This window comes from Streptomyces sp. NPDC058525, assembly GCF_042719495.1.
Taxonomy (GTDB): Bacteria; Actinomycetota; Actinomycetes; order Streptomycetales; family Streptomycetaceae; genus Streptomyces.
In genome coordinates, this window is sequence record NZ_JBHXNP010000113.1 from 1 (window position 1) to 19648 (window position 19648).

16 protein-coding genes are annotated in these 19648 nt (G+C 72.8%); 8 read left to right on the forward strand and 8 right to left on the reverse strand.

Features of this window, described 5'->3' with window-relative positions:
- Positions 1 to 193 precede the first annotated feature (193 nt).
- The gene (ileS, locus tag ACFWP3_RS35565) at positions 194 to 3340 is read right to left on the reverse strand and encodes an isoleucine--tRNA ligase (protein ID WP_384229539.1); all 3147 of its coding nucleotides are present in this window, start codon (positions 3338 to 3340) and stop codon (positions 194 to 196) included.
- Between the two features lie 577 nt (positions 3341 to 3917).
- On the opposite strand from ileS, the gene ACFWP3_RS35570 reads away from it, so the two are divergent.
- The 5 genes from ACFWP3_RS35570 (at position 3918) to ACFWP3_RS35590 (ending at position 8660) form a co-directional block, all read left to right on the forward strand.
- Entirely contained in the window at positions 3918 to 4889 is a 972-nt protein-coding gene (locus tag ACFWP3_RS35570; RefSeq protein ID WP_384229541.1) for a TraR/DksA family transcriptional regulator, read from the forward strand.
- A 109-nt stretch (positions 4890 to 4998) separates the two neighbouring features.
- Entirely contained in the window at positions 4999 to 5562 is a 564-nt protein-coding gene (gene lspA / locus ACFWP3_RS35575) for a signal peptidase II (RefSeq protein ID WP_384229543.1), read from the forward strand.
- Between the two features lie 41 nt (positions 5563 to 5603).
- On the forward strand, positions 5604 to 6545 hold the full coding sequence (locus ACFWP3_RS35580; protein ID WP_384229546.1) for an RluA family pseudouridine synthase: 942 nt from the start codon (positions 5604 to 5606) through the stop codon (positions 6543 to 6545).
- Complete coding sequence (locus ACFWP3_RS35585; protein WP_384229552.1) at positions 6542 to 7012, forward strand: GNAT family N-acetyltransferase; 471 nt, start codon at positions 6542 to 6544, stop codon at positions 7010 to 7012. Before ACFWP3_RS35580 ends, ACFWP3_RS35585 begins: the two co-directional genes overlap by 4 nt.
- A gap of 58 nt (positions 7013 to 7070) precedes the next feature.
- Entirely contained in the window at positions 7071 to 8660 is a 1590-nt protein-coding gene (locus ACFWP3_RS35590; protein ID WP_384229554.1) for a Na+/H+ antiporter, read from the forward strand.
- Positions 8661 to 8675: 15 nt separating this feature from the next.
- On the opposite strand, the gene ACFWP3_RS35595 is transcribed toward ACFWP3_RS35590, so the two are convergent.
- Together ACFWP3_RS35595 and ACFWP3_RS35600 are read right to left on the reverse strand one after the other, a co-directional pair.
- The gene (locus ACFWP3_RS35595) at positions 8676 to 9671 is read right to left on the reverse strand and encodes an SDR family NAD(P)-dependent oxidoreductase (RefSeq protein WP_384229557.1); all 996 of its coding nucleotides are present in this window, start codon (positions 9669 to 9671) and stop codon (positions 8676 to 8678) included.
- On the reverse strand, positions 9668 to 10864 hold the full coding sequence (locus ACFWP3_RS35600) for a glycosyltransferase (protein WP_384229559.1): 1197 nt from the start codon (positions 10862 to 10864) through the stop codon (positions 9668 to 9670). Before ACFWP3_RS35600 ends, ACFWP3_RS35595 begins: the two co-directional genes overlap by 4 nt.
- Before the next feature lie 72 nt (positions 10865 to 10936).
- Here ACFWP3_RS35600 and ACFWP3_RS35605 point away from each other — a divergent pair, with 72 nt between their 5' ends.
- The gene (locus tag ACFWP3_RS35605) at positions 10937 to 11632 is read left to right on the forward strand and encodes a response regulator transcription factor (protein WP_384229561.1); all 696 of its coding nucleotides are present in this window, start codon (positions 10937 to 10939) and stop codon (positions 11630 to 11632) included.
- The gene (locus ACFWP3_RS35610) at positions 11629 to 13017 is read left to right on the forward strand and encodes a sensor histidine kinase (protein ID WP_384229564.1); all 1389 of its coding nucleotides are present in this window, start codon (positions 11629 to 11631) and stop codon (positions 13015 to 13017) included. The genes ACFWP3_RS35605 and ACFWP3_RS35610 overlap by 4 nt, the downstream gene beginning before the upstream one ends.
- 27 nt (positions 13018 to 13044) lie before the next feature.
- Here the strand turns inward: ACFWP3_RS35610 and ACFWP3_RS35615 are convergent, their stop codons facing one another.
- Complete coding sequence (locus ACFWP3_RS35615; RefSeq protein ID WP_384229588.1) at positions 13045 to 14088, reverse strand: mechanosensitive ion channel family protein; 1044 nt, start codon at positions 14086 to 14088, stop codon at positions 13045 to 13047.
- Between the two features lie 57 nt (positions 14089 to 14145).
- Here ACFWP3_RS35615 and ACFWP3_RS35620 point away from each other — a divergent pair, with 57 nt between their 5' ends.
- Positions 14146 to 14715, forward strand: coding sequence for a dienelactone hydrolase family protein (locus ACFWP3_RS35620; protein ID WP_384229567.1), 570 nt, complete (start codon positions 14146 to 14148; stop codon positions 14713 to 14715).
- A 131-nt stretch (positions 14716 to 14846) separates the two neighbouring features.
- Here ACFWP3_RS35620 and ACFWP3_RS35625 read toward each other — a convergent pair whose 3' ends face one another.
- From ACFWP3_RS35625 to ACFWP3_RS35640, 4 genes are all read right to left on the reverse strand, one after another.
- A complete protein-coding gene (locus tag ACFWP3_RS35625) occupies positions 14847 to 16508 on the reverse strand; it encodes an alkaline phosphatase D family protein (protein WP_384229568.1) in 1662 nt (553 codons plus the stop codon).
- A 131-nt stretch (positions 16509 to 16639) separates the two neighbouring features.
- Entirely contained in the window at positions 16640 to 17434 is a 795-nt protein-coding gene (locus ACFWP3_RS35630; RefSeq protein ID WP_384229570.1) for a DsbA family protein, read from the reverse strand.
- 44 nt (positions 17435 to 17478) lie between these two features.
- The gene (locus ACFWP3_RS35635; protein ID WP_384229572.1) at positions 17479 to 18165 is read right to left on the reverse strand and encodes a hypothetical protein; all 687 of its coding nucleotides are present in this window, start codon (positions 18163 to 18165) and stop codon (positions 17479 to 17481) included.
- A gap of 59 nt (positions 18166 to 18224) precedes the next feature.
- Positions 18225 to 19580, reverse strand: a complete 1356-nt coding sequence (locus tag ACFWP3_RS35640; protein ID WP_384229574.1) for a DUF2252 domain-containing protein — start codon at positions 19578 to 19580, stop codon at positions 18225 to 18227.
- Between the last annotated feature and the right edge of the window lie 68 nt (positions 19581 to 19648).

A 19648-nucleotide genomic window follows, 5' to 3' on the forward strand; every position in this document is an offset into this window, starting at 1 on the left:
CTTATGGTGCCGTGCACACCCCCGGGGGCGCCCCCCCACCCCCCCCCCGTATCCCCCCCCCGCCGTGGTGAATCCCCCCCGCCCCCCCGCCCCCCCCCCCCCGGGCGCGGAGCGCCGTGTGGTGAGGGGGGACGCAGAGAGGCCCGCACCCCCCGGGGCGAATTCCAGGGGTGCGGGCCTCAGGGGCTGCGGGCTACGCCTTGCGGAGGCGGAAGGTCAGGGACAGGGGCTCGTCCGTGAACGGCTCGCCGTAGGTGGCGTCGGCCTCGCCGGAGGCGAAGTCCGTGGCCAGGACCTCGTCCGCGATGAGGCCGGCGTGGTCCGTCAGGGCCGTCACGACCTCCGGGTCCGCGGCGGACCACCGCAGGGCGATCCGGTCCGCCACGTCGAGGCCGGAGTTCTTCCGGGCCTCCTGGATCAGGCGGATCGCGTCACGCGCCAGGCCCGCGAGCCGCAGCTCGGGGGTGATCTCCAGGTCGAGGGCGACCGTCGCACCGGAGTCGGACGCCACCGACCAGCCCTCGCGCGGGGTCTCCGTGATGATGACCTCCTCCGGAGTGAGGGAGACGGACTCCCCGTTCACCTCGACCTCGGCGGAGCCGGACCGCAGCGCCAGCGACAGCGCCGCCGCGTCGGCCGCGGCCACCGCCTTCGCCACGTCCTGGACGCCCTTGCCGAAGCGCTTGCCCAGCGCACGGAAATTGGCCTTGGCCGTGGTGTCCACCAGGGAGCCGCCGACCTCGGAGAGCGAGGCCAGGGAGGAGACGTTCAGCTCCTCCGTGATCTGCGAGTGGAGCTCGGGGGAGAGCGACTCGAAGCCCGAGACGGCGACCAGGGCCCGCGAGAGCGGCTGGCGGGTCTTCACGCCCGACTCGGCGCGCGTGGCCCGGCCCAGCTCCACCAGGCGGCGCACCAGCAGCATCTGCTGCGAGAGAGCCGGGTCCACCTGGGACGCGTCCGACACCGGCCACGACGACAGGTGCACCGACTCTGGGGCCTCCGAGGTCACCGGGACGACCATGTCCTGCCAGACCCGCTCCGTGATGAAGGGGGTGAGGGGGGCCATGAGGCGGGTCACCGTCTCGACCACGTCGTGCAGGGTCCGCAGGGCCGCGGCGTCGCCCTGCCAGAAGCGGCGGCGCGAGCGGCGGACGTACCAGTTCGACAGGTCGTCGACGAAGGCGGAGAGGAGCTTGCCCGCGCGCTGGGTGTCGTAGGACTCCATCGCCCCCGTGACCTCGGCGACGAGGGTGTGGAGTTCGGACAGCAGCCAGCGGTCGAGGACCGTGCGGTCCGCCGGGGCCGGGTCGGAGGCCGAGGGCGCCCAGTTCGACGTACGGGCGTACAGCGCCTGGAAGGCGACCGTGTTCCAGTACGTGAGGAGGGTCTTGCGGACGACCTCCTGGATCGTGCCGTGGCCCACGCGGCGGGCCGCCCACGGGGAGCCGCCGGCCGCCATGAACCAGCGCACCGCGTCCGCGCCGTGCTGGTCCATCAGCGGGATCGGCTGGAGGATGTTGCCCAGGTGCTTGGACATCTTGCGGCCGTCCTCGGCGAGGATGTGGCCGAGGCAGACCACGTTCTCGTAGGAGGACTTGTCGAAGACGAGGGTGCCGACCGCCATCATCGTGTAGAACCAGCCGCGCGTCTGGTCGATGGCCTCCGAGATGAACTGCGCCGGGTAGCGCTTCTCGAAGATCTCCTTGTTCTTGTACGGGTAGCCCCACTGCGCGAACGGCATCGAACCCGAGTCGTACCAGGCATCGATGACCTCCGGCACGCGCACGGCCTCCAGGGAGCAGCCCTCGTGGGTGCAGGTGAAGGTCACGTCGTCGATGTACGGGCGGTGCGGGTCCAGGCCGGAGAGGTCCGTGCCCGTCAGCTCGCTCAGCTCGGCGCGCGAGCCGATGCAGGTGAGGTGGTTCTCCTCGCAGCGCCAGATCGGCAGCGGGGTGCCCCAGTAGCGGTTGCGGGACAGCGCCCAGTCGATGTTGTTGTTGAGCCAGTCGCCGAAGCGGCCCTGCTTGACGGAGTCCGGGAACCAGTTGGTCTTCTCGTTCTCCCGCAGCATCGCGTCCTTGACGGCGGTGGTGCGGATGTACCAGGACGGCTGCGCGTAGTAGAGCAGGGCCGTGTGGCAGCGCCAGCAGTGCGGGTAGCTGTGCTCGTAGGCGATGTGCTTGAAGAGCAGGCCGCGCGCGTCGAGGTCGGCGGTCAGCTTCTCGTCGGCCTTCTTGAAGAAGACGCCGCCGACCAGCGGGACCTCCTCCTCGAAGGTGCCGTCGGGGCGGACCGGGTTCACGACGGGCAGGCCGTACGCGCGGCAGACCGCGAGGTCGTCGGCGCCGAAGGCGGGAGACTGGTGGACCAGACCGGTGCCGTCCTCGGTCGTGACGTACTCGGCGTTGACGACGTAGTGGGCGGGCTCCGGGAACTCGACCAGCTCGAACGGGCGCTGGTAGGTCCAGCGCTCCATCTCCTTGCCGGTGAAGGTCTCGCCGGTGGCCTCCCAGCCCTCGCCGAGGGACTTCTCCAGCAGCGGCTGGGCGACGACCAGCTTCTCCTCGCCATTGGTGGCGACGACGTACGTGACCTCCGGGTGCGCGGCCACGGCGGTGTTCGAGACCAGGGTCCAGGGGGTCGTCGTCCAGACCAGCAGCGCGGCCTGGCCCGCGAGGGGGCCGGAGGTCAGCGGGAAGCGGACGTAGACCGAGGGGTCGACGACCGTCTCGTAGCCCTGGGCCAGCTCGTGGTCGGAGAGGCCGGTGCCGCAGCGGGGGCACCAGGGGGCGACGCGGTGGTCCTGGGTGAGCAGGCCCTTGTTGAAGATCTCCTTCAGCGACCACCACACGGACTCGACGTACTCGGGGTCCATCGTGCGGTAGGCGTCGTCCAGGTCGACCCAGTAGCCCATCCGGGTCGTGAGGTCGGCGAACGCGTCGGTGTGCCGGGTCACGGACTCGCGGCACTTGGCGTTGAACTCGGCGATGCCGTACGCCTCGATGTCCTGCTTGCCGTTGAAGCCGAGCTCCTTCTCGACGGCGAGCTCGACGGGCAGGCCGTGGCAGTCCCAGCCGGCCTTGCGGGCCACGTGGTAGCCGCGCATGGTGCGGAACCGGGGGAAGACGTCCTTGAAGACGCGGGCCTCGATGTGGTGCGCGCCGGGCATGCCGTTCGCGGTCGGCGGGCCCTCGTAGAAGACCCACTCGGGGCGGCCCTCGGACTGCTCCAGGGTCTTGGCGAAGGTCTTGCTCTCGCGCCAGAAGTCGAGGACTGCGTGCTCGAGGGCGGGCAGGTCGACCTGCGCGGGGACCGGGCGGTACTGCGGCGGTGTGGTCATGAGGCTGAACTCTTCCTCCGGCGGGATGTCACTTCCGTCCGGAGGGACGAGAGCGCTGCTGCTCCCGCGGTACCACCCTCCTTGGCCCCCGGACGGATCCGGTGGCCCCCTCATTGGGGTGCGAAGCCGGTTCTACGGGCCCTACGGGGATCCGTACGGGCTTTCTTCCGGCGGCTCCGGGGTGATCCTTCACATCGCGCTCGCCCCCGGGCTCTCACCGTCCCCGGGTCGCTCCTGGCTGCGTCCGACGCTACTCGTCCCCATCCATGCCTTTCGCTGGGCCCAGTGTACGGGGCCCGGGGGCGCTCGGCAGACCGGTTTACGGGCGCCCGCGCGGGGGGTGGCGGGCACGGCGTGGCGGGGGCGCGGGAGGGCCGCCCGGGTGACCCGAACGGGCCTACGCGCCGGTACGGACTCCCGTGGGGCCTGTGGGGCGGATTACCGGGCCTGCGGATGGGCACAACGGATGCAGGTTGACCTCGATGGATGCGTGCCCCGTTGCCGCGGGGCTGGAGCCGATTTATCGTTCCGGCACGATTCGCGAGCAATGATCACAGTATGTGAAGGGGCCGCGGCCATGGTGGCGAAGAAGACCGCCGGTACTGCCGGAGAGGCGCTGGCCGAAGCACCTGTGAAGAAGGCGCCGGCCAGGAGAACCAACGCCGTCGACCCGGCCGCCGGCAAGAAGGCGACCGCGAAGAAGGCGGCACCGGCCGAGACGGCCGCGGCCGGGAACGTGGCCGCCGTGAAGACGGCCGCCGTGAAGACGGCCGCCAAGAAGACGGCCGCCAAGAAGACGGCCGCCAAGAAGACGGCTGCCAAGGCGGCGGCCAAGAAGGCGTCCTCGAAGAAGGCGCCGGCGAAGAAGGAGCCGGCGCCGGCGAAGGCGTCCGCGAAGAAGGCGGCCGCCGCCGTGACGGCGGCCGCGCACGAGACGCCGTCCAAGGAGGCGAGCACCGTCAAGAAGGCGACTGCCGTCGCGAAGCGGCGGGCCACGGCCAAATCGGCCGGGGCCGAGGGGGCGGCGCAGGCCGCGAAGAAGACGGGAGTCGGAAAAGTGGTTGCCAAGAAGAGCACCGGTACGGCGAGGAAGACGGCCGCGGCCGCGACCAGCGGACTGCCCAAGGCGAGGGTCACGGCGGCCACCACGCCCGGTGAGCTCGCCGTACGGCCCGGGGAGGACCCCTGGACCCAGGCCGAGGTCGACGAGGCCCGCAGCGAGCTGATGAGCGAGGTGCTCAGACTGCGCGCCGAGCTCGACGCCTCGGAGGTGGCCATCTCGGGCCTGATGCGGGACTCGGGTGACGGCGCGGGCGACGACCAGGCCGACACCGGCACCAAGAACATCACCCGGGAGTCCGAGCTGGCCCTCGCGGCGAACGCCACCTCGATGCTGGAGCAGACCGAGCGGGCCCTCGAACGCCTGGAGGCGGGCACGTACGGGATCTGCGAGAACTGCGGGAAGCCCATCGGCAAGGCCAGGATGCAGGCCTTCCCGCGGGCCACCCTGTGCGTGGACTGCAAGCAGAAGCAGGAGCGCCGGCACTAGGCCGTCGCACTGTGGCCGGGGGGTAGGCGGCCGGCGGGTGCCCTGACGTACCCTCGTGTCTCGTCAGGGTCCAGCAGGAGCCTGGTCCGAACCAGTTCGAGGGACTCACGTGGCAGAGGCGGAGCGCATCATCGGTACGCCGGACGTCGGGGACGACAGCCAGCCGGAGTCCGCCGGGCAGCCCACGGGGCACCGGCGGATCGCGGCCCTGCTCGTCGTGGCCCTCGTGGCGTACCTGCTGGATCTCGGCAGCAAGATGCTGGTCGTGGCGAAGCTGGAGCACCAGCCTCCGATCGAGATCATCGGCGACCTGCTGCGGTTCGAGGCGGTCCGCAACGCCGGCGCGGCCTTCGGCTTCGGCGAGGCCTTCACGATCATCTTCACCTGTATCGCGGCGACCGTGATCGTGGTGATCGTGCGGCTCGCGCGCAAGCTCTACAGCCTGCCGTGGGCGATCGCGCTGGGTCTGCTGCTCGGCGGCGCGCTGGGCAATCTGACCGACCGGATCTTCCGTTCGCCGGGCGTGTTCCGCGGCGCGGTCGTCGACTTCATCGCTCCGTCCCACTTCGCCGTCTTCAACCTCGCCGACTCGGCGATCGTGTGCGGCGGCATCCTGATCGTCCTGCTGTCCTTCCGCGGTCTGGACCCGGACGGCACCGTCCACAAGGACTGATCGCGGGAAAGCTCCACTGCCGAGTCCTGCATACTCGACAGGTGAGTACGATTCCCGAGATCCGCACCCTGCCCGTTCCCGATGGCCTCGAGGGCGAGCGCGTCGACGCCGCCATCGCCCGTATGTTCGGATTTTCCCGGACGAAGGCGGCCGAACTCGCGGCCGCGGGGAAGGTGTCGGTCGACGGCAGTGTCGTCGGGAAGTCCGAGCGCGTGCACGGTGGCGCCTGGCTCGAAGTCGAGATGCCCGCGCCGCCGCGGCCGGTCGAGGTCGTCGCCGAGCCCGTCCCGGGCATGGAGATCGTCCATGACGACGACGACATCGTCGTCATCATGAAGCCGGTGGGCGTCGCCGCGCACCCGAGCCCCGGCTGGACCGGCACCACCGTCATCGGCGGCCTCGCCGCCGCCGGCTACCGGATCTCGACCTCCGGCGCGTCCGAGCGCCAGGGCATCGTGCACCGCCTCGACGTCGGCACGTCCGGCCTGATGGCCGTCGCCAAGTCGGAGCGGGCGTACACCTCGCTGAAGAACCAGTTCCGCGAGCGGGTCGTGGACAAGCGCTACCACGCGCTGGTGCAGGGCCACCCGGACCCGATGAGCGGCACGATCGACGCGCCGATCGGCCGGCATCCCAGCGCCGACTACAAGTGGGCCGTGGTCCAGGACGGCAAGGCGTCGGTCACGCACTACGACCTGATCGAGGCCTTCCGGGCCGCGTCGCTGCTGGACATCAAGCTGGAGACCGGGCGCACGCACCAGATCCGCGTGCACATGTCCGCGCACCGGCACCCCTGCGTGGGCGACCTGACGTACGGCGCCGACCCGACGGTCGCGAAGCGGCTGGGACTGACCCGGCAGTGGCTGCACGCGGTGCGGCTGGGCTTCGAGCACCCGTCGGACGGCCAGTGGGTGGAGTTCGAGAGCACCTACCCGGCGGACCTCCAGCACGCGCTGGACGTGATCCGGGCCGAGAGCGAGTGACGGACGCCGGCTTCACGGTCCGGGTGGCCTCGGACGAGGCCGACAGGGCGGCGTGCCTCGAGGTGCGGACCGAGGTGTTCGTGGTCGAGCAGTCCGTACCGGAGTCGGTCGAGTACGACGCGTACGACGCGGACGCGGTGCACGTACTGGCCGTGGCGGCGGACGGGGAGGCACTGGGCACCGGCCGGCTGCTGCACGGGCCCGCGGCCCGGGCCAAGACGGGCGACCCGGCGGTCGGCTCGCTGGGACGGCTGGCCGTGCGCAAGACCGCGCGCGGGCTGGGCGTCGGCGTCGCGCTCGTCCGCGCGATCGAGGCGGAAGCGGTCCGGCTGGGGCTGACGGCCGTGGACCTGGGCGCGCAGACGCACGCGGTCGGCTTCTACGAGCGGTTGGGATACGTGGCGTACGGCCCGGAATTCCAGGACGCGGGCATCCCCCACCGCCCGATGCGGCGCCCCCTGCCGTAGCCCCGGGCCGCGCCCGCGCCTTCTCACGTCGGCGCTGCCGGGCTGCGAAGGTGGGGGAGTGGATCAGCTTGCTCTGCTGTTCGTGCTGCTGCTCGGGGCCGTGGTCACGGTGCCGCTCGGGGACCGGCTCGGACTGCCCGCGCCCGTGCTCATGACCATCGGCGGAGCCGCCCTCGCCTGGGTGCCCGCCGTGCCCGACGTCGACATCCCGCCCGAGTACATCCTGCCGCTGGTGCTGCCGCCGCTGCTGTACGCCTCCGTGCAGCGGACCTCCTGGCGGCAGTTCGCGGCCAACTTCCGGCCGATCCTGCTGCTCGCCGTGGCGCTGGTCTTCGTCACGACCGCGGCCGTCGCCGCGACCGCGCACGCCGTCGTGCCCGGGCTGCCCCTCGCCGCCGCCGTCGCGCTCGGCGCGCTCGTCGCCCCGCCCGACCCCGTCGCCGCCACCGCCGTGGCCGGATCGCTCGGGCTGCCCCGGCGCATGGTGTCGATCCTGGAGGGCGAGGGGCTCTTCAACGACGTGACGGCGATCGTGCTGTACCACGTGGCCGTCGCCGCCGCCGTCAGCGGGAGCTTCTCCTGGCCGGACGCGCTCGGCGAGTTCGTGCTGTCCGCGGTCGTCGCCGTGGCCGTCGGGCTCGCCCTCGGCTGGGCCGCCCACCGGCTGATGGGGCTGCTGGGCGACGCCACGCTGCAGATCGGGCTGACGCTGCTCGTGCCGTTCGTCGCGTACGTGGCGGCCGAGGAGATGCAGGGCTCGGGCGTGCTGGCCGTGCTGACGACCGCGCTCTTCCTGGCCGAGTACGCGAACGACGCAGACGACGTGCTGGGGCGGCTCGCCGGGCACACCTTCTGGGAGGTCGTCGACACGCTGGTCACGGGGGTGGCGTTCGGGCTGATCGGCCTGGAGCTGCACAACGTGTTCGGCACGGCGCAGGGGCGCGAGTGGGAGATGGCCGGATGGGCGGGGGCCGTGATCGGGGTGGTGGTCGGCGTACGGCTGATCTGGCTGCTGCCGGCCGGCTGGCTCGCCAAGAAGCTGCACAAGCGGCGCGACTACGACGAGGAGATCCCGCTGAGCTGGCGGGAGAGCGTGATCATGTGGTGGGCCGGGATGCGGGGCGTGGCCTCCGTGGCCCTGGCCATCGCGATCCCCTTGCGCACGGACGCGGGCGACCCGTTCCCGGCGCGGGACGAGATCGTCTTCATCGCCTTTGCCGTGATCATGGCGACGCTGGTCCTGCAGGGGCTGACCCTGCCGTGGCTCGTGCGCAGGCTCGGGGTGGAGGCCGACTCGGACGCGGAGAAGGAGACCGAACGGCAGCTGGCGATCCGCGCGGCGAAGGCCGCGAAGCGGCGGCTGAAGGAGATCGAGGAGGTGGAGGACCTCCCCGAGGACCTGGTGGAGACGCTGTACCGGCGCGCGTACGACGTGGGGGCCCGGATCAGCCCCGACATGGTGGACGAGGAGCGGCGGGAGGCCTACGCGCAGCGGGTGGCGCGGATCCGGGACATCCAGCGGATCCAGCGCGAGATGATGTCGGCCGCCCGCCACGAGGTGCTCTCCGCACGCAGCGAACCCGGCGCCGATCCGGAGATCGTGGACCGGGTGCTGCGGTACCTGGACGTACGGAGCCTGCGGAGCTAGTCCGCGGGGGACGGCCTAGACCTGGTAGCGGTCCGGTGCGAAGAGCGCGAGGTTCGCCGCGATCCAGTCCGAGGTGCGGCGCAGCCCCTCGGCGAGGGAGACCTCCGGCTTCCAGCCCGCCCAGTCGCGGGCACGGGAGTTGTCCGACAGCAGCCGGTGGACCTCGCTGCCCGAGGGGCGCAGCCGGGACGGGTCCACGACGACCTCCGCGTCCCGGCCCGAGGCGGTGATCAGCGCCTGCGCCAGGTCGCCGATGGAGATCTCCTCGCCGGTGCCGAGGTTGACCACCTCGCCCAGCGCCCGGTCGCTCTCCGCCACCGCCAGGAATCCCGCGGCGGTGTCCGTCACGTACGTGAAGTCCCGGGTCGGGGTGAGGGAGCCCAGGCGGATCTCCCGGGAGCCCGCGTGCAGCTGGGCCAGGATCGTGGGGATCACCGCGCGCGCCGACTGGCGCGGCCCGTACGTGTTGAAGGGGCGCACCACCGTCACCGGCAGCTCGAAGGCGTGGTGGAAGGAGAGCGCCATCATGTCCGCGCCGATCTTCGACGCCGAGTACGGGGACTGCGGCTGGAGCGGGTGGCTCTCGGAGATGGGCGCGGTGAGCGCCGTGCCGTAGACCTCGCTGGTGGAGGTGTGCACGAGGCGGCGGACGCGGTGGCGGCGGCAGGCCTCCGCGACGTTCTCGGTGCCCGTCACGTTCGTCTGCACGTACGCGCCCGGCGAGGCGTAGCTGTACGGGATGCCGATCAGCGCCGCCAGGTGGAAGACGGTGTCGCAGCCGGCCACCGCGTCGCTGACTCGGCCCGCGTCGCGGATGTCGCCGGCCCACATCTCCACCGGGCCGTCCGGGTCGGCGAGGTAGCGGGCCAGGTGGCCCTTCTCCGCGTACGGCTTGTAGTGCACGAAGGCACGGACCCGTGCGCCCCGGGCCACCAGCAGGTCCACCAGCGTCGAGCCGATGAAGCCCTCGGCTCCGGTGACGAGGACGGTGCGGTCGGTCCAGTTGTTCATACGCGCTCCAGGGTGGGGAGGGGGAGGGGGAAGCCGGCCACGCGCAGGACCTCGGCGGCCAGCAGTTCGGCGGCCCGCGCGTGCGGGCCGGGGTCGGCGGCGCCGGCCATCGAGGCCAGCCGGGCCGGATCGGCCAGCAGCGGGCCGATGAGCGCGGCGAGCCGTTCGGCGGTGGTCTCGGCATCGGGCAGCAGCAGTCCGGCGCCCGCGTCGGACAGCACCCGGGCGTTGTGGGTCTGGTGGTCGCCCGGGGCGTAGGGGTAGGGGACGAGCACGGCCGGGACCCCGGTCGCCGCCAGCTCCGCGACGGTCGCCGAACCGGCCCGGCACACCACCAGGTCGGCGGCCGCGTACACGAGGTCCATCCGGTCCAGGTACGGCAGGGCCCGCGCGATGCGCTGCCCGCCGGACGCCGTGAGCTCGGCGACGGTGTCCGCCAGCGCCGCCGGACCCGTCTTGACCAGCAGCTGTACGTCGTCCCGGTGCTGCCACAGCTCGGCCAGCGCGGCGGCGGCCCGGGTCAGGCGGACCGCGCCCAGGCTGCCGCCGTTGAAGACGACCAGGCGGCGCCCCTCGGGTACGTCCAGGGCCCGCCGGGCCTCGGCGCGCAGCGCCGCCCGGTCCGGTACGGAGAGCTCCGCGAGCCCGGACAGGGCGGCGGAGATCGGCATTCCGGTCGTCAGCGCCCGCTCCCCGCCCGCCAGGTGGCCCCGGCTGCGGTCGAAGGCCACCGCGACGTGCGCAGTGAGCCGGGCGGCGAACTGGTTGGCCCGGCCCGGCACCGCGTTGGACTCGTGGATCACGGCGGGCAGCCCGGCCAGCCGCGCCCCGAGCACGGCGGGCGCACTGGGGTAGCCGCCCATGCCGACGGCCACGTGCGCGCCCTGCGCCCGGATCACCGACCGGGCCTGGTGCGCCGACCGCAGCAGCGCCGCGGGCAGCAGGTAGCGCTTCGCGCCCAGCGCCGGGTCGAAGGGGATCATGTCGACGGTGTGCAGGCGGTAGCCGGCACCCGGGATCAGCTCGGTCTCCAGGCCCCGCTCGGTCCCGATGAACGAGACCACGGCGCCGGGGACGGCCGCGCGCAGCGCCTCGGCGAGGGCGAGCCCCGGATAGATGTGCCCGCCGGTGCCGCCCGCACCGATCACGACGGAGAGGGCCGCGGGTGTGTGTCGAGTGCTTCGAGTGGTCATGGCCGCACACTCCCGGTGCGCCCTAAGAAGGTTCTAAGAGGTTCACATCGAGGGCTTTGGCAGGCTTTGCCCATGAGCACCTTGCACAGGCATCGGATTCTGGTGGTCGACGACGAGCCCGAGGTACGGGCCGCCGTCGAGGACGGGCTGGCCGTCGAGGGGTACGAGGTGCGGGGCGCCGCGGACGGGCTGGCGGCGCTCTCGGAGGTGGCGGCCTGGGAGCCCGACGCGGTCGTGCTCGACGTGATGATGCCGGTGCTCGACGGGCTCGGCGTGTGCCGGCAGCTGCGCGCGCTGGGCGACCGTACGCCCGTCCTCGTACTCACCGCGCTGTCCTCCGTCAGCGAGCGGGTGGACGGGCTGGAGGCCGGGGCCGACGACTACCTCGTCAAACCGTTCGCCCTGGACGAGCTGGTCGCGCGGGTACGGGCGCTGCTGCGGCGGGCCGCCCCCGAACCCCCGGACGCCGCGCCGCTCGCCTTCGCCGACCTCGTCCTGGACCCGGCGACCCGGACCGGGCGGCGCGGCGGGCGGCCGCTGGAGTTCAGCCGCACCGAGGCCGCGCTGCTGGAGCTGCTCCTGCGCCACCCCGGCCAGGTGCTCCCGCGCGAGCTGATCCTTGAGCTGGTGTGGGGCCGGGACTTCGGGCCGGACTCCAACTCCCTGGCGGTGTACGTCGGCTACCTGCGCCGGAAGCTGGAGGCGGCGGGCGAGCCCCGGCTGGTCCACACGGTGCACGGGGTCGGCTACCGGCTGGACGCGGCGTGAGGGGAGCCGGCCGGCGCAGGCTCGGAGCGGCCTGGCGCAGGCGGCGGCCGCTGCGGACCCGGCTGGCGCTGGCCGTCACGGCCGCCGTGGCCCTGGTGGCGGTGGGGGTGTGCGCGGCGGCGTTCCTCGTCGTACGGTCCGCGCTGTACCGGCAGCTCGACCTCACCCTCGTGCAGTCCGCCGGGCTCGCCGCGCAGCGCGAACCGGGAGCCGCGCCGGGGACGCTGGCCGGGGAGTGCCGCTTCCTGGCCGCGCCCGCCTGTGCGCAGGTGGTGCCGGCCGACCCGGCCCGCGATCCCCGCACGCCGTGGCTGCTGCCCGTGACGCCGGCCACGAGGGAGGTCGCCGGGGGCAGCCGCAGGGGGTTCTTCACCAACATCACGCTGGCCGGACATCCCGCCCGGATGCTGACGACCGACTACGAGAAGGGGCGGGCCATCCAGGTCGCCCTGCGGGCCGACACCGTCGAGGCCGGCATCGAGCGGGCCGCGCGCCTGCTCGTCCTGACGGCGGCGGCCGGGGTGCTGCTCGCGGCCGTCCTCGGCTACTGGGTGTCCCGGACGGGCCTGGCCCCGGTCACCCGGCTGACGGCGACGGCCGAGCGGATCGCCGCCACCCGGGACCCGCGCCACCGCATCGAGCTCCCGCCGGGGCCGCCCGGGCGGGAGGACGAGATCACCCGGCTCGCCGGGAGCTTCAACACCATGCTGGGGGAGCTGGAGCAGTCGGTCACCGCCCAGCGCAGGCTGGTCGCGGACGCCTCGCACGAGCTGCGGACCCCGCTGACGGCGCTGCGGACCAACGCGGAGCTGCTGGGGCGGGCGGAGCGGCTCACGCCGGAGCAGCGGGAGCGGGCGTCGGCCGCGCTGGGGCGGCAGCTGCGCGAGGTGACGGGGCTGGTGAACGACCTGATCGAGCTGGCGCGGGACGAGGAGCCGCAGCCGCTGGTGGAGCAGGTCCGGCTGGACTCGATCGTGGAGCACGGGGCCGAGGCGGCGCGGGCGCACTGGCCGGGGGTGCCGGTCCGGGTGCGGGTGCCGGACCGGGGGGTGGTGGTGCCCGGGGTGCCTGCGCGGCTGAGCCGGCTGCTGGGGAACCTGCTGGACAACGCGGCGAAGTTCAGCCCCGCCGGGATGCCGGTGGAGGTGGAGCTGGCGGTCCTGCCGTCGGGTCCGGAGCTGACGGTCCGCGACCACGGGCCGGGGATCTCGGCCGAGGACCTGCCGTACGTCTTCGACCGGTTCTACCGGGCCGATGCCGCGCGGGCCCTGCCGGGGTCGGGGCTGGGGCTGGCCATGGCCCGGCAGATCGCGCGGGCCCATGGCGCCGAGCTGGTGGCGGAGGCAGCGCCGGGCGGGGGCGCGCTGTTCCGGCTGACGTTCTGAGACCCGGCCGGGCCGTCCGCCGCGGCGTCAGGCTCCGGGGCGGGGGGCGGCTTCGGAGGTGGCGATGCGCGGCAGGGCGTAGGGGTGGTGGGCGAGGAGCCAGGTGATCAGGCGTTCGCGGACCGCGCAGCGCACCGTCCAGACGTCGTCCGCGTCCTTGGCCGTGACCACTGCCCGGATCTGCACGGTGTGCGGGGTGGTGTCGGTCACCACCAGGCTCGCGCCGCGGCCGTCCCACTCCGGGATGTCCTTCAGGATGTGCTGGAGCTGGTCCCGCATCAGCTCGACGGGGGCGCTGTGGTCCAGGTGCCAGAAGACCGTGCCGGTCATCTGCGCGCCGCCCCGCGACCAGTTCTCGTACGGCTTGCTCGTGAAGTACGAGACCGGCATGGTGATGCGGCGCTCGTCCCAGGTGCGGACGGTCAGGAAGGTGAGCGTGATCTCCTCGACCCTTCCCCACTCCTTGTCGACCACGACCGTGTCGCCGATGCGCACGGTGTCGCCGAAGGCGATCTGGAGGCCGGCGAACAGGTTGCTCAGCGAGGACTGGGCGGCGATGCCCGCCACGATGCCGAGCACGCCCGCGGAGGCCAGCATCGAGGCGCCGACCGTACGCATCGGCGGGAACGTCAGGAGCATGGCCGCCACGGCGACCACGACCACCACCGCGGTCACCACCCGCTGGATCAGCGTGACCTGGGTGCGGACCCGGCGGACCCGGGCGTCGTCCTCGGTCACGGCGGCGTAGCGCGCGTAGGTGGAGTCGACGGCGGCCGTCGCGATCCGCACCGCCAGCCAGGCCGTGGAGGCGATCAGCACCAGGGTGAGGAAGCGGCCGACGCCCACGGGGTGGTCGGGGAGGATGCCCGCCTGGCGGTAGGAGCCGCGCAGCAGCGACGTGCCGAGCACCAGCTGGAAGGGCACGCGGCAGCGGCGCAGCAGGCCCCACAAGGGGGTTTCGGGATGCCGGGCGTCGGCCCGGCGCAGCAGCAGGTCCAGCACCCGGCCGGCGATCAGGGTGACGACCAGCGTGCCGCCGATGAACAGGGCGGGGCGCAGGACGGTGTCCATCTCCATGCGTATGAACGTAACCGGAAGCGGTCACCGGAAACTGGCACGATGGTGGGTATGAACATCATGCTGTTCCATTCGACGTACGGGCTGCGGCCCGCGGTGCGGGAGGCGGCCGACCGGCTCCGCGCGGCCGGGCACGAGGTGCACGTGCCGGATCTCTTCGAGGGCCGCACCTTCGACACCGTCGAGGAGGGCATGGCCCACCGGGACGAGATCGGCCGTGACGAGCTGCTCAAGCGCGCGGTGCTGGCCTCCGCCCCTTACTCCGACCAGGGTCTGGTCTACGCCGGGTTCTCCTTCGGCGGTTCCCTCGCGCAGCACCTGGCGCTGGCCGACGACAAGGCGCGCGGGCTGCTGCTCCTGCACGGCACGGCGGACCTGGACGACGAGGCCTCGGTGGACGGGCTGCCCGTGCAGCTGCACGTGGCGGACCCGGACCCCTTCGAGTCGCACGACTGGCTGACGGCCTGGTACCTGCGGATGCAGCGGGCCGGGGCCGACGTGGAGGTCCACGGCTACCCGGGCGCCGGGCACCTGTTCACCGACCCGGGCCTGGACGACTACGACGCCGAGGCGGCCGAGCAGGCCTGGAAGGTCGCGGTCGGGTTCCTCGACACGCTGTAAGGGCCGGCCGCGCCGGCGACCGCCGCGAGCCGACCGGGCCCGGCAGGTACGCCGGCCGGCTGCCCGCCAGACGCACGGAGGGCCCCCGGTGTGCGCCAGGGGCCCTCCATGGCAGGAGATGTGACGGTGGGTCAGCGGCTCGGCTGGTAGGACCGCTCCACCTTCTGCGTGCCGTTCAGGGTCCGGTACGAGCGGGACCAGGCGGCCGTGGCGTCCTGCCGCCGCTTGTCGGACACCACGTAGTAGTCCATCTGCGAGCGCTCCGCCGTCACGTCGAGCACGCCGTAGCCGTGCGCGTCCATGTCCAGCCACTTCACGTGCCAGTTAGCGGCCTTGACGGCCGACTCGGCGACCAGCGAGGCGGTGTCGGCCGGCACGTGCAGGATGTCGTCCAGGTTGTCCGAGGTCACCGAGGTGACCACGAACTCGGTCGCCGCCGTGCCCGATCCGGGGTAGGTGGCCATGTTCACCGGGACCTCGTTCGCCCACGCCATGTGGATGTCGCCGGTCAGGAACACCGTGTTCTTGACGCCCCGGTTCTTGAGGTGGCGCAGGAGTTCCTTCCGGTCGTCCGTGTAGCCGTCCCACTGGTCCACGTTGACCGCTATGCCGCCCTCGGGCAGGCCGAGCAGCTTGGCGAGCGGCCCCAGCAGGTGCGCGGGGAGCGATCCGAAGGCCACCGGCGAGATCATCACCGAGGTGCCGACCAGCTTCCAGGTCGCGGTGGAGCCCGCGAGGCCCGACTTCAGCCAGTCCAGCTGGGCGCGCCCGGTGATGGTGCGCTCGGGGTCGTCCACCGAACCGCTGCCGACCTTGGCCTGCTGGGAGCGGAAGGAGCGCAGGTCGAGCAGGTGCAGGTCGGCGAGGGTGCCGAAGCGCAGCCGCCGGTAGACGGTGCCCGCGACGGAGGCGCGGACGGGCATCCACTCGAAGTACGCCTGCTTGGCGGCGGCCGCGCGGGCCGCCCAGTCGCCCTCGGCGCCGGGCGTGTGGTTCTCGGCGCCGCCCGACCAGGAGTCGTTGGCGATCTCGTGGTCGTCCCAGATGGCGATGACCGGGTGCGCCTGGTGCAGGGCCTGGAGGTCGGCGTCCGTCTTGTATCTGCCGTGCCGGGTGCGGTAGTCGGCCAGTGAGACGATCTCGTGCTTCGGCTCGTGCGCGCGGACGGAGTACTTGGCCTCCGGGTACCCGCCGGACTGGTACTCGTAGATGTAGTCGCCGAGGTGCAGGACCGCGTCGAGGTCGGCGCGGGCGGCCAGGTGCCGGTAGGCGGAGAAGTAGCCGGACTCCCAGTTGGCGCACGACACCACGCCGAAGCGGACCCCGGAGGTGGTCACGTCGTGGCCGGGGGTGGTCCGGGTGCGCCCCGCGGGCGAGACCGCCCCGCCGGTCGTGAACCGGTACCAGTACGGGGTCTGCGGCCGCAGTCCGCGCACGTCCACCTTGACCGTGTGGTCGGTGGCGGCGCTCGCCGTGGCGGTGCCGCTCGCGACGACACCGGCGAAGTCCTTGTCCGCGGCCACCTCCCAGCCGACCTGGACGGCCGGGCCGAGGCCGGAGCCGGGCACGGCCTCGGCGGTGGGGGTGACGCGGGTCCACAGCAGGATCCCGTCGGGCAGCGGGTCGCCGGAGGCGACGCCGTGCAGGAAGGCCGGCGCGTTCCCGGCGGCATGGGCGGCGGAGGCACCCAGCGAGGTGAGGGGGGCCAGGGCGGCCGTGGCCGCGGCGGCGAGGACGACCGTGCGACGGCGGGGGTTCGCCGCGGTCGCGGGGGAAGAGAGATGACTGGTCACGGACAATCAGATTACTGGCGGGTATGGTCACCAGAACAGCACCGGACATGCAACAGGCGGGCGAACTCTGGGAGTCCGCCCGCCCGTTGGGACTGGCTTGTCCGGAAATCGGCCTCCGGAACGGCCGGGGGTCAGCCCTGCAGCGCCTTGTCGATCGCGGCCGTGAAGGCCTCCGCCGTCTGCGGGGTCTCGATCTTCTTGCCGTCCATCTTCAGGGTGGGCGTGCCCTTCACCCCGGAGGCGTCGAAGACCTTGGACATCTCCAGCGCCCACCGGTCGAAGGTGCCGTCCTCGACGGCCTTCTTGAACTCGGCGTTGCCCTTGAGGGCCGGGACCGTGTCGGCGACCTTCAGCAGGTAGTCGTCCTTGGCGAAGCTGTCGACGGTCTCCTCGGGGTGCAGCTCCTTCGAGTAGAGCGCGTTCTTGAACTCGAGGAAGGCCTCCGGGCTGACGTTCAGCGCCGCGCCGAGCGCGCTCAGCGCCTTCTTCGAGCCCTCGCCCTTGGCCATGTTGTCGATGAAGGTCGCACCGAAGTACTGGATCTTGTACTTGCCGGCGTCGACGTCCTTCTTGAGCTGCTCGCCCGCGGCCTGCTCGAACTGGGCGCAGGCGGGGCAGCGCGAGTCCTCGTAGAGCTCCAGGGTCTTCTTCGCCTCGGCCTTGCCGATGACGACCGTGGTGCCGTCCTCGCCCTCGGTGTTCTTCGGCTTGACCAGCTCGGCCTTGGCGGCCTTGTCCCAGTGGCCCGGCTGGTTGGCCTGCATGATCCCGTAGCCGACACCGCCGGCCAGGGCCAGCGCGGCCACGACCGCGCCGGCGACGATCACCTGGCGGCGGACCTTGTCCTTCTTCGCCTGCGCGGCGCGCTCGGCGCGCAGCCGCTCGCGGGCGGCAGCCTTGTTGGCCTGGCTGTTGCGTGAACTCATCGTGATCTCCGTGGGTGTGACGTGATGGGGGTGCCGTACGTGCGTCAGGCGCTTGCGAGCGCGCCGAGCACGGGAGGTCCCCGTCGTCCCACGGAGTGTGCGGGGAAGCGCGTACGGGCCCCCGTGCCCGGGGACACCGGCCGCGGCATCCGCTCCGCGGGACCCGCGGCCGCCGCAGGGGCCCCCGCCAGCAGCAGCGGCCGGAACGCGAGGGCGGCCACCGCCCGCAGCAGCCGGCCCAGGGCCTGCTCGCCGTGGCGGAGCCATCCGGCGGCGAGCAGCCCGACCGAGACGTGGGCGCCGAGCAGCAGCCAGGGCGCCCAGGGCCCGGGCGAGGACAGCAGCGCCGCCGGATCGCCGACGGGCCCGGCCACCTCGGCGAGCGGCCCGCCCACCGCGGGGCCGCCGCACAGCTCCTCCAGGCCCAGGGCGCGCAGCGGGCCCGAGACCGGGCCGCCCGCGGGGCCGTAGCAGACGTGCTGGCCGGCGGTGAAGACGGTGTCGGCGGCCAGCTCCAGCGGGACGAGCAGCCCGGCGATCGAGCCGAAGCCCCGCTCGCGCCCGGCCAGCGCGTACGAGAGCGTGAACACGGCGGCGAAGGCCCCGCCCACCAGCACGGGCGGCAGCGGCACCTGGGACATCAGGACGTGCGAGCCCGCGGAGAGCAGCACGACGAGCGCGCTGAACAGCGCGGCCCGCAGCCCCCTGAGTCTCACCCCTGATATGTCCATCGCCGCGAGTGTGCCATGTGTCCCTGTGCGGCCGTCCCGCAGGTCCCGTTCCCGCCGTCCTACCGGGGGCCGGTCCCGGCGCCGGCCGGGGGAGGGGCGAGCCGGCCGTTGCGGAACAGGTCCACGAAGATCTGGTGGTCGGCGCGGGCCCGGGCCCCGTAGGCGTGGGCGAAGTCCACCAGCAGCCCCGCGAAGCCCTCCTCGTCCGCGGCGATGGCCGCGTCGATGGCCCGCTCGGTCGAGAACGGGACCAGGGTCTGGCCGCTCTCGGCCGCGTCCGCCGCGCCGTGCATGGTCGCCGTGGCCCGGCCAAGGTCCGCGACGACGGCCGCGATCTCCTCCGGGTCGTCCAGGTCCGACCAGTCCAGGTCCACCGCGTACGGGGAGACCTCCGCCACCAGCTGCCCGGAGCCGTCCAGCTCCGTCCAGCCCAGCCACGGGTCGGCGTGGGCCTGCAGGGCGCGCTGGGAGATCACCGTGCGGTGCCCCTCGTGCCGGAAGTAGTCCCGCACGGACCGGTCCGTGATGTGCCGGGAGACCGCCGGGGTCTGCGCCTGCTTGAGGTAGATCACGACGTCGTTCTCCAGGGCGTCGCTGTGCCCCTCCAGCAGGATGTTGTACGAGGGCAGGCCGGCCGAGCCGATCCCGACGCCCCGGCGGCCCACCACGTCCTTGACCCGGTAGGAGTCGGGCCGGACCAGGGACTCGTCGGGCAGCGTCTCCAGGTACCCGTCGAACGCGGCCAGCACCTTGTAGCGGGTGGCCGCGTCCAGCTCGATGGTGCCGGGGCCCGGCGCGAAGCGGCGCTCGAAGTCGCGGATCTCCGTCATCGAGTCCAGCAGCGAGAAGCGGGTGCGGGAACGGGCGGCGCGCAGCGCGCCGAGCAGCGGGCCCTCGGCGGTGTCCAGGGTGAAGGAGGGCACCTCGTCATTCTTGGCCCCGGTGGCGAGGGCGTGGATCCGCTCCCGGTAGGCGGCCGCGTAGACCCGCACCAGCTCGCTGATCTGGTCGTCGCTGAGCGCCTTGGTGTAGCCGATCAGGGCCACGGACGCGGCGAACCGCTTCAGGTCCCAGGTGAAGGGGCCGACGTAGGCCTCGTCGAAGTCGTTGACGTTGAAGATCAGCCGGCCGTTGGAGTCCATGTACGTGCCGAAGTTCTCCGCGTGCAGATCGCCGTGGATCCACACCCGGCCGGTCCGCTCGTCCAGGTACGGGCCGCCGTGCCGGTCCCGCTCCAGGTCCGCGTAGAAGAGGCAGGCCGTCCCCCGGTAGAAGGCGAAGGCCGACGCGGCCATCTTCCGGAACTTGACCTGGAAGGCAGCGGGGTCGGCGGCGAGGAGCTCACCGAAGGCGGTGTCGAACACGTCGAGTATCTGCTCGGCGCGCTGCTCGTCGGTCGTCTCGGGTACCGCCATGGCGGATGCCTCCTGGTGGTGCGGGGTGGATCTGGGGGATCGCGTTTTTCGGACAGGTGTCCTTGGCT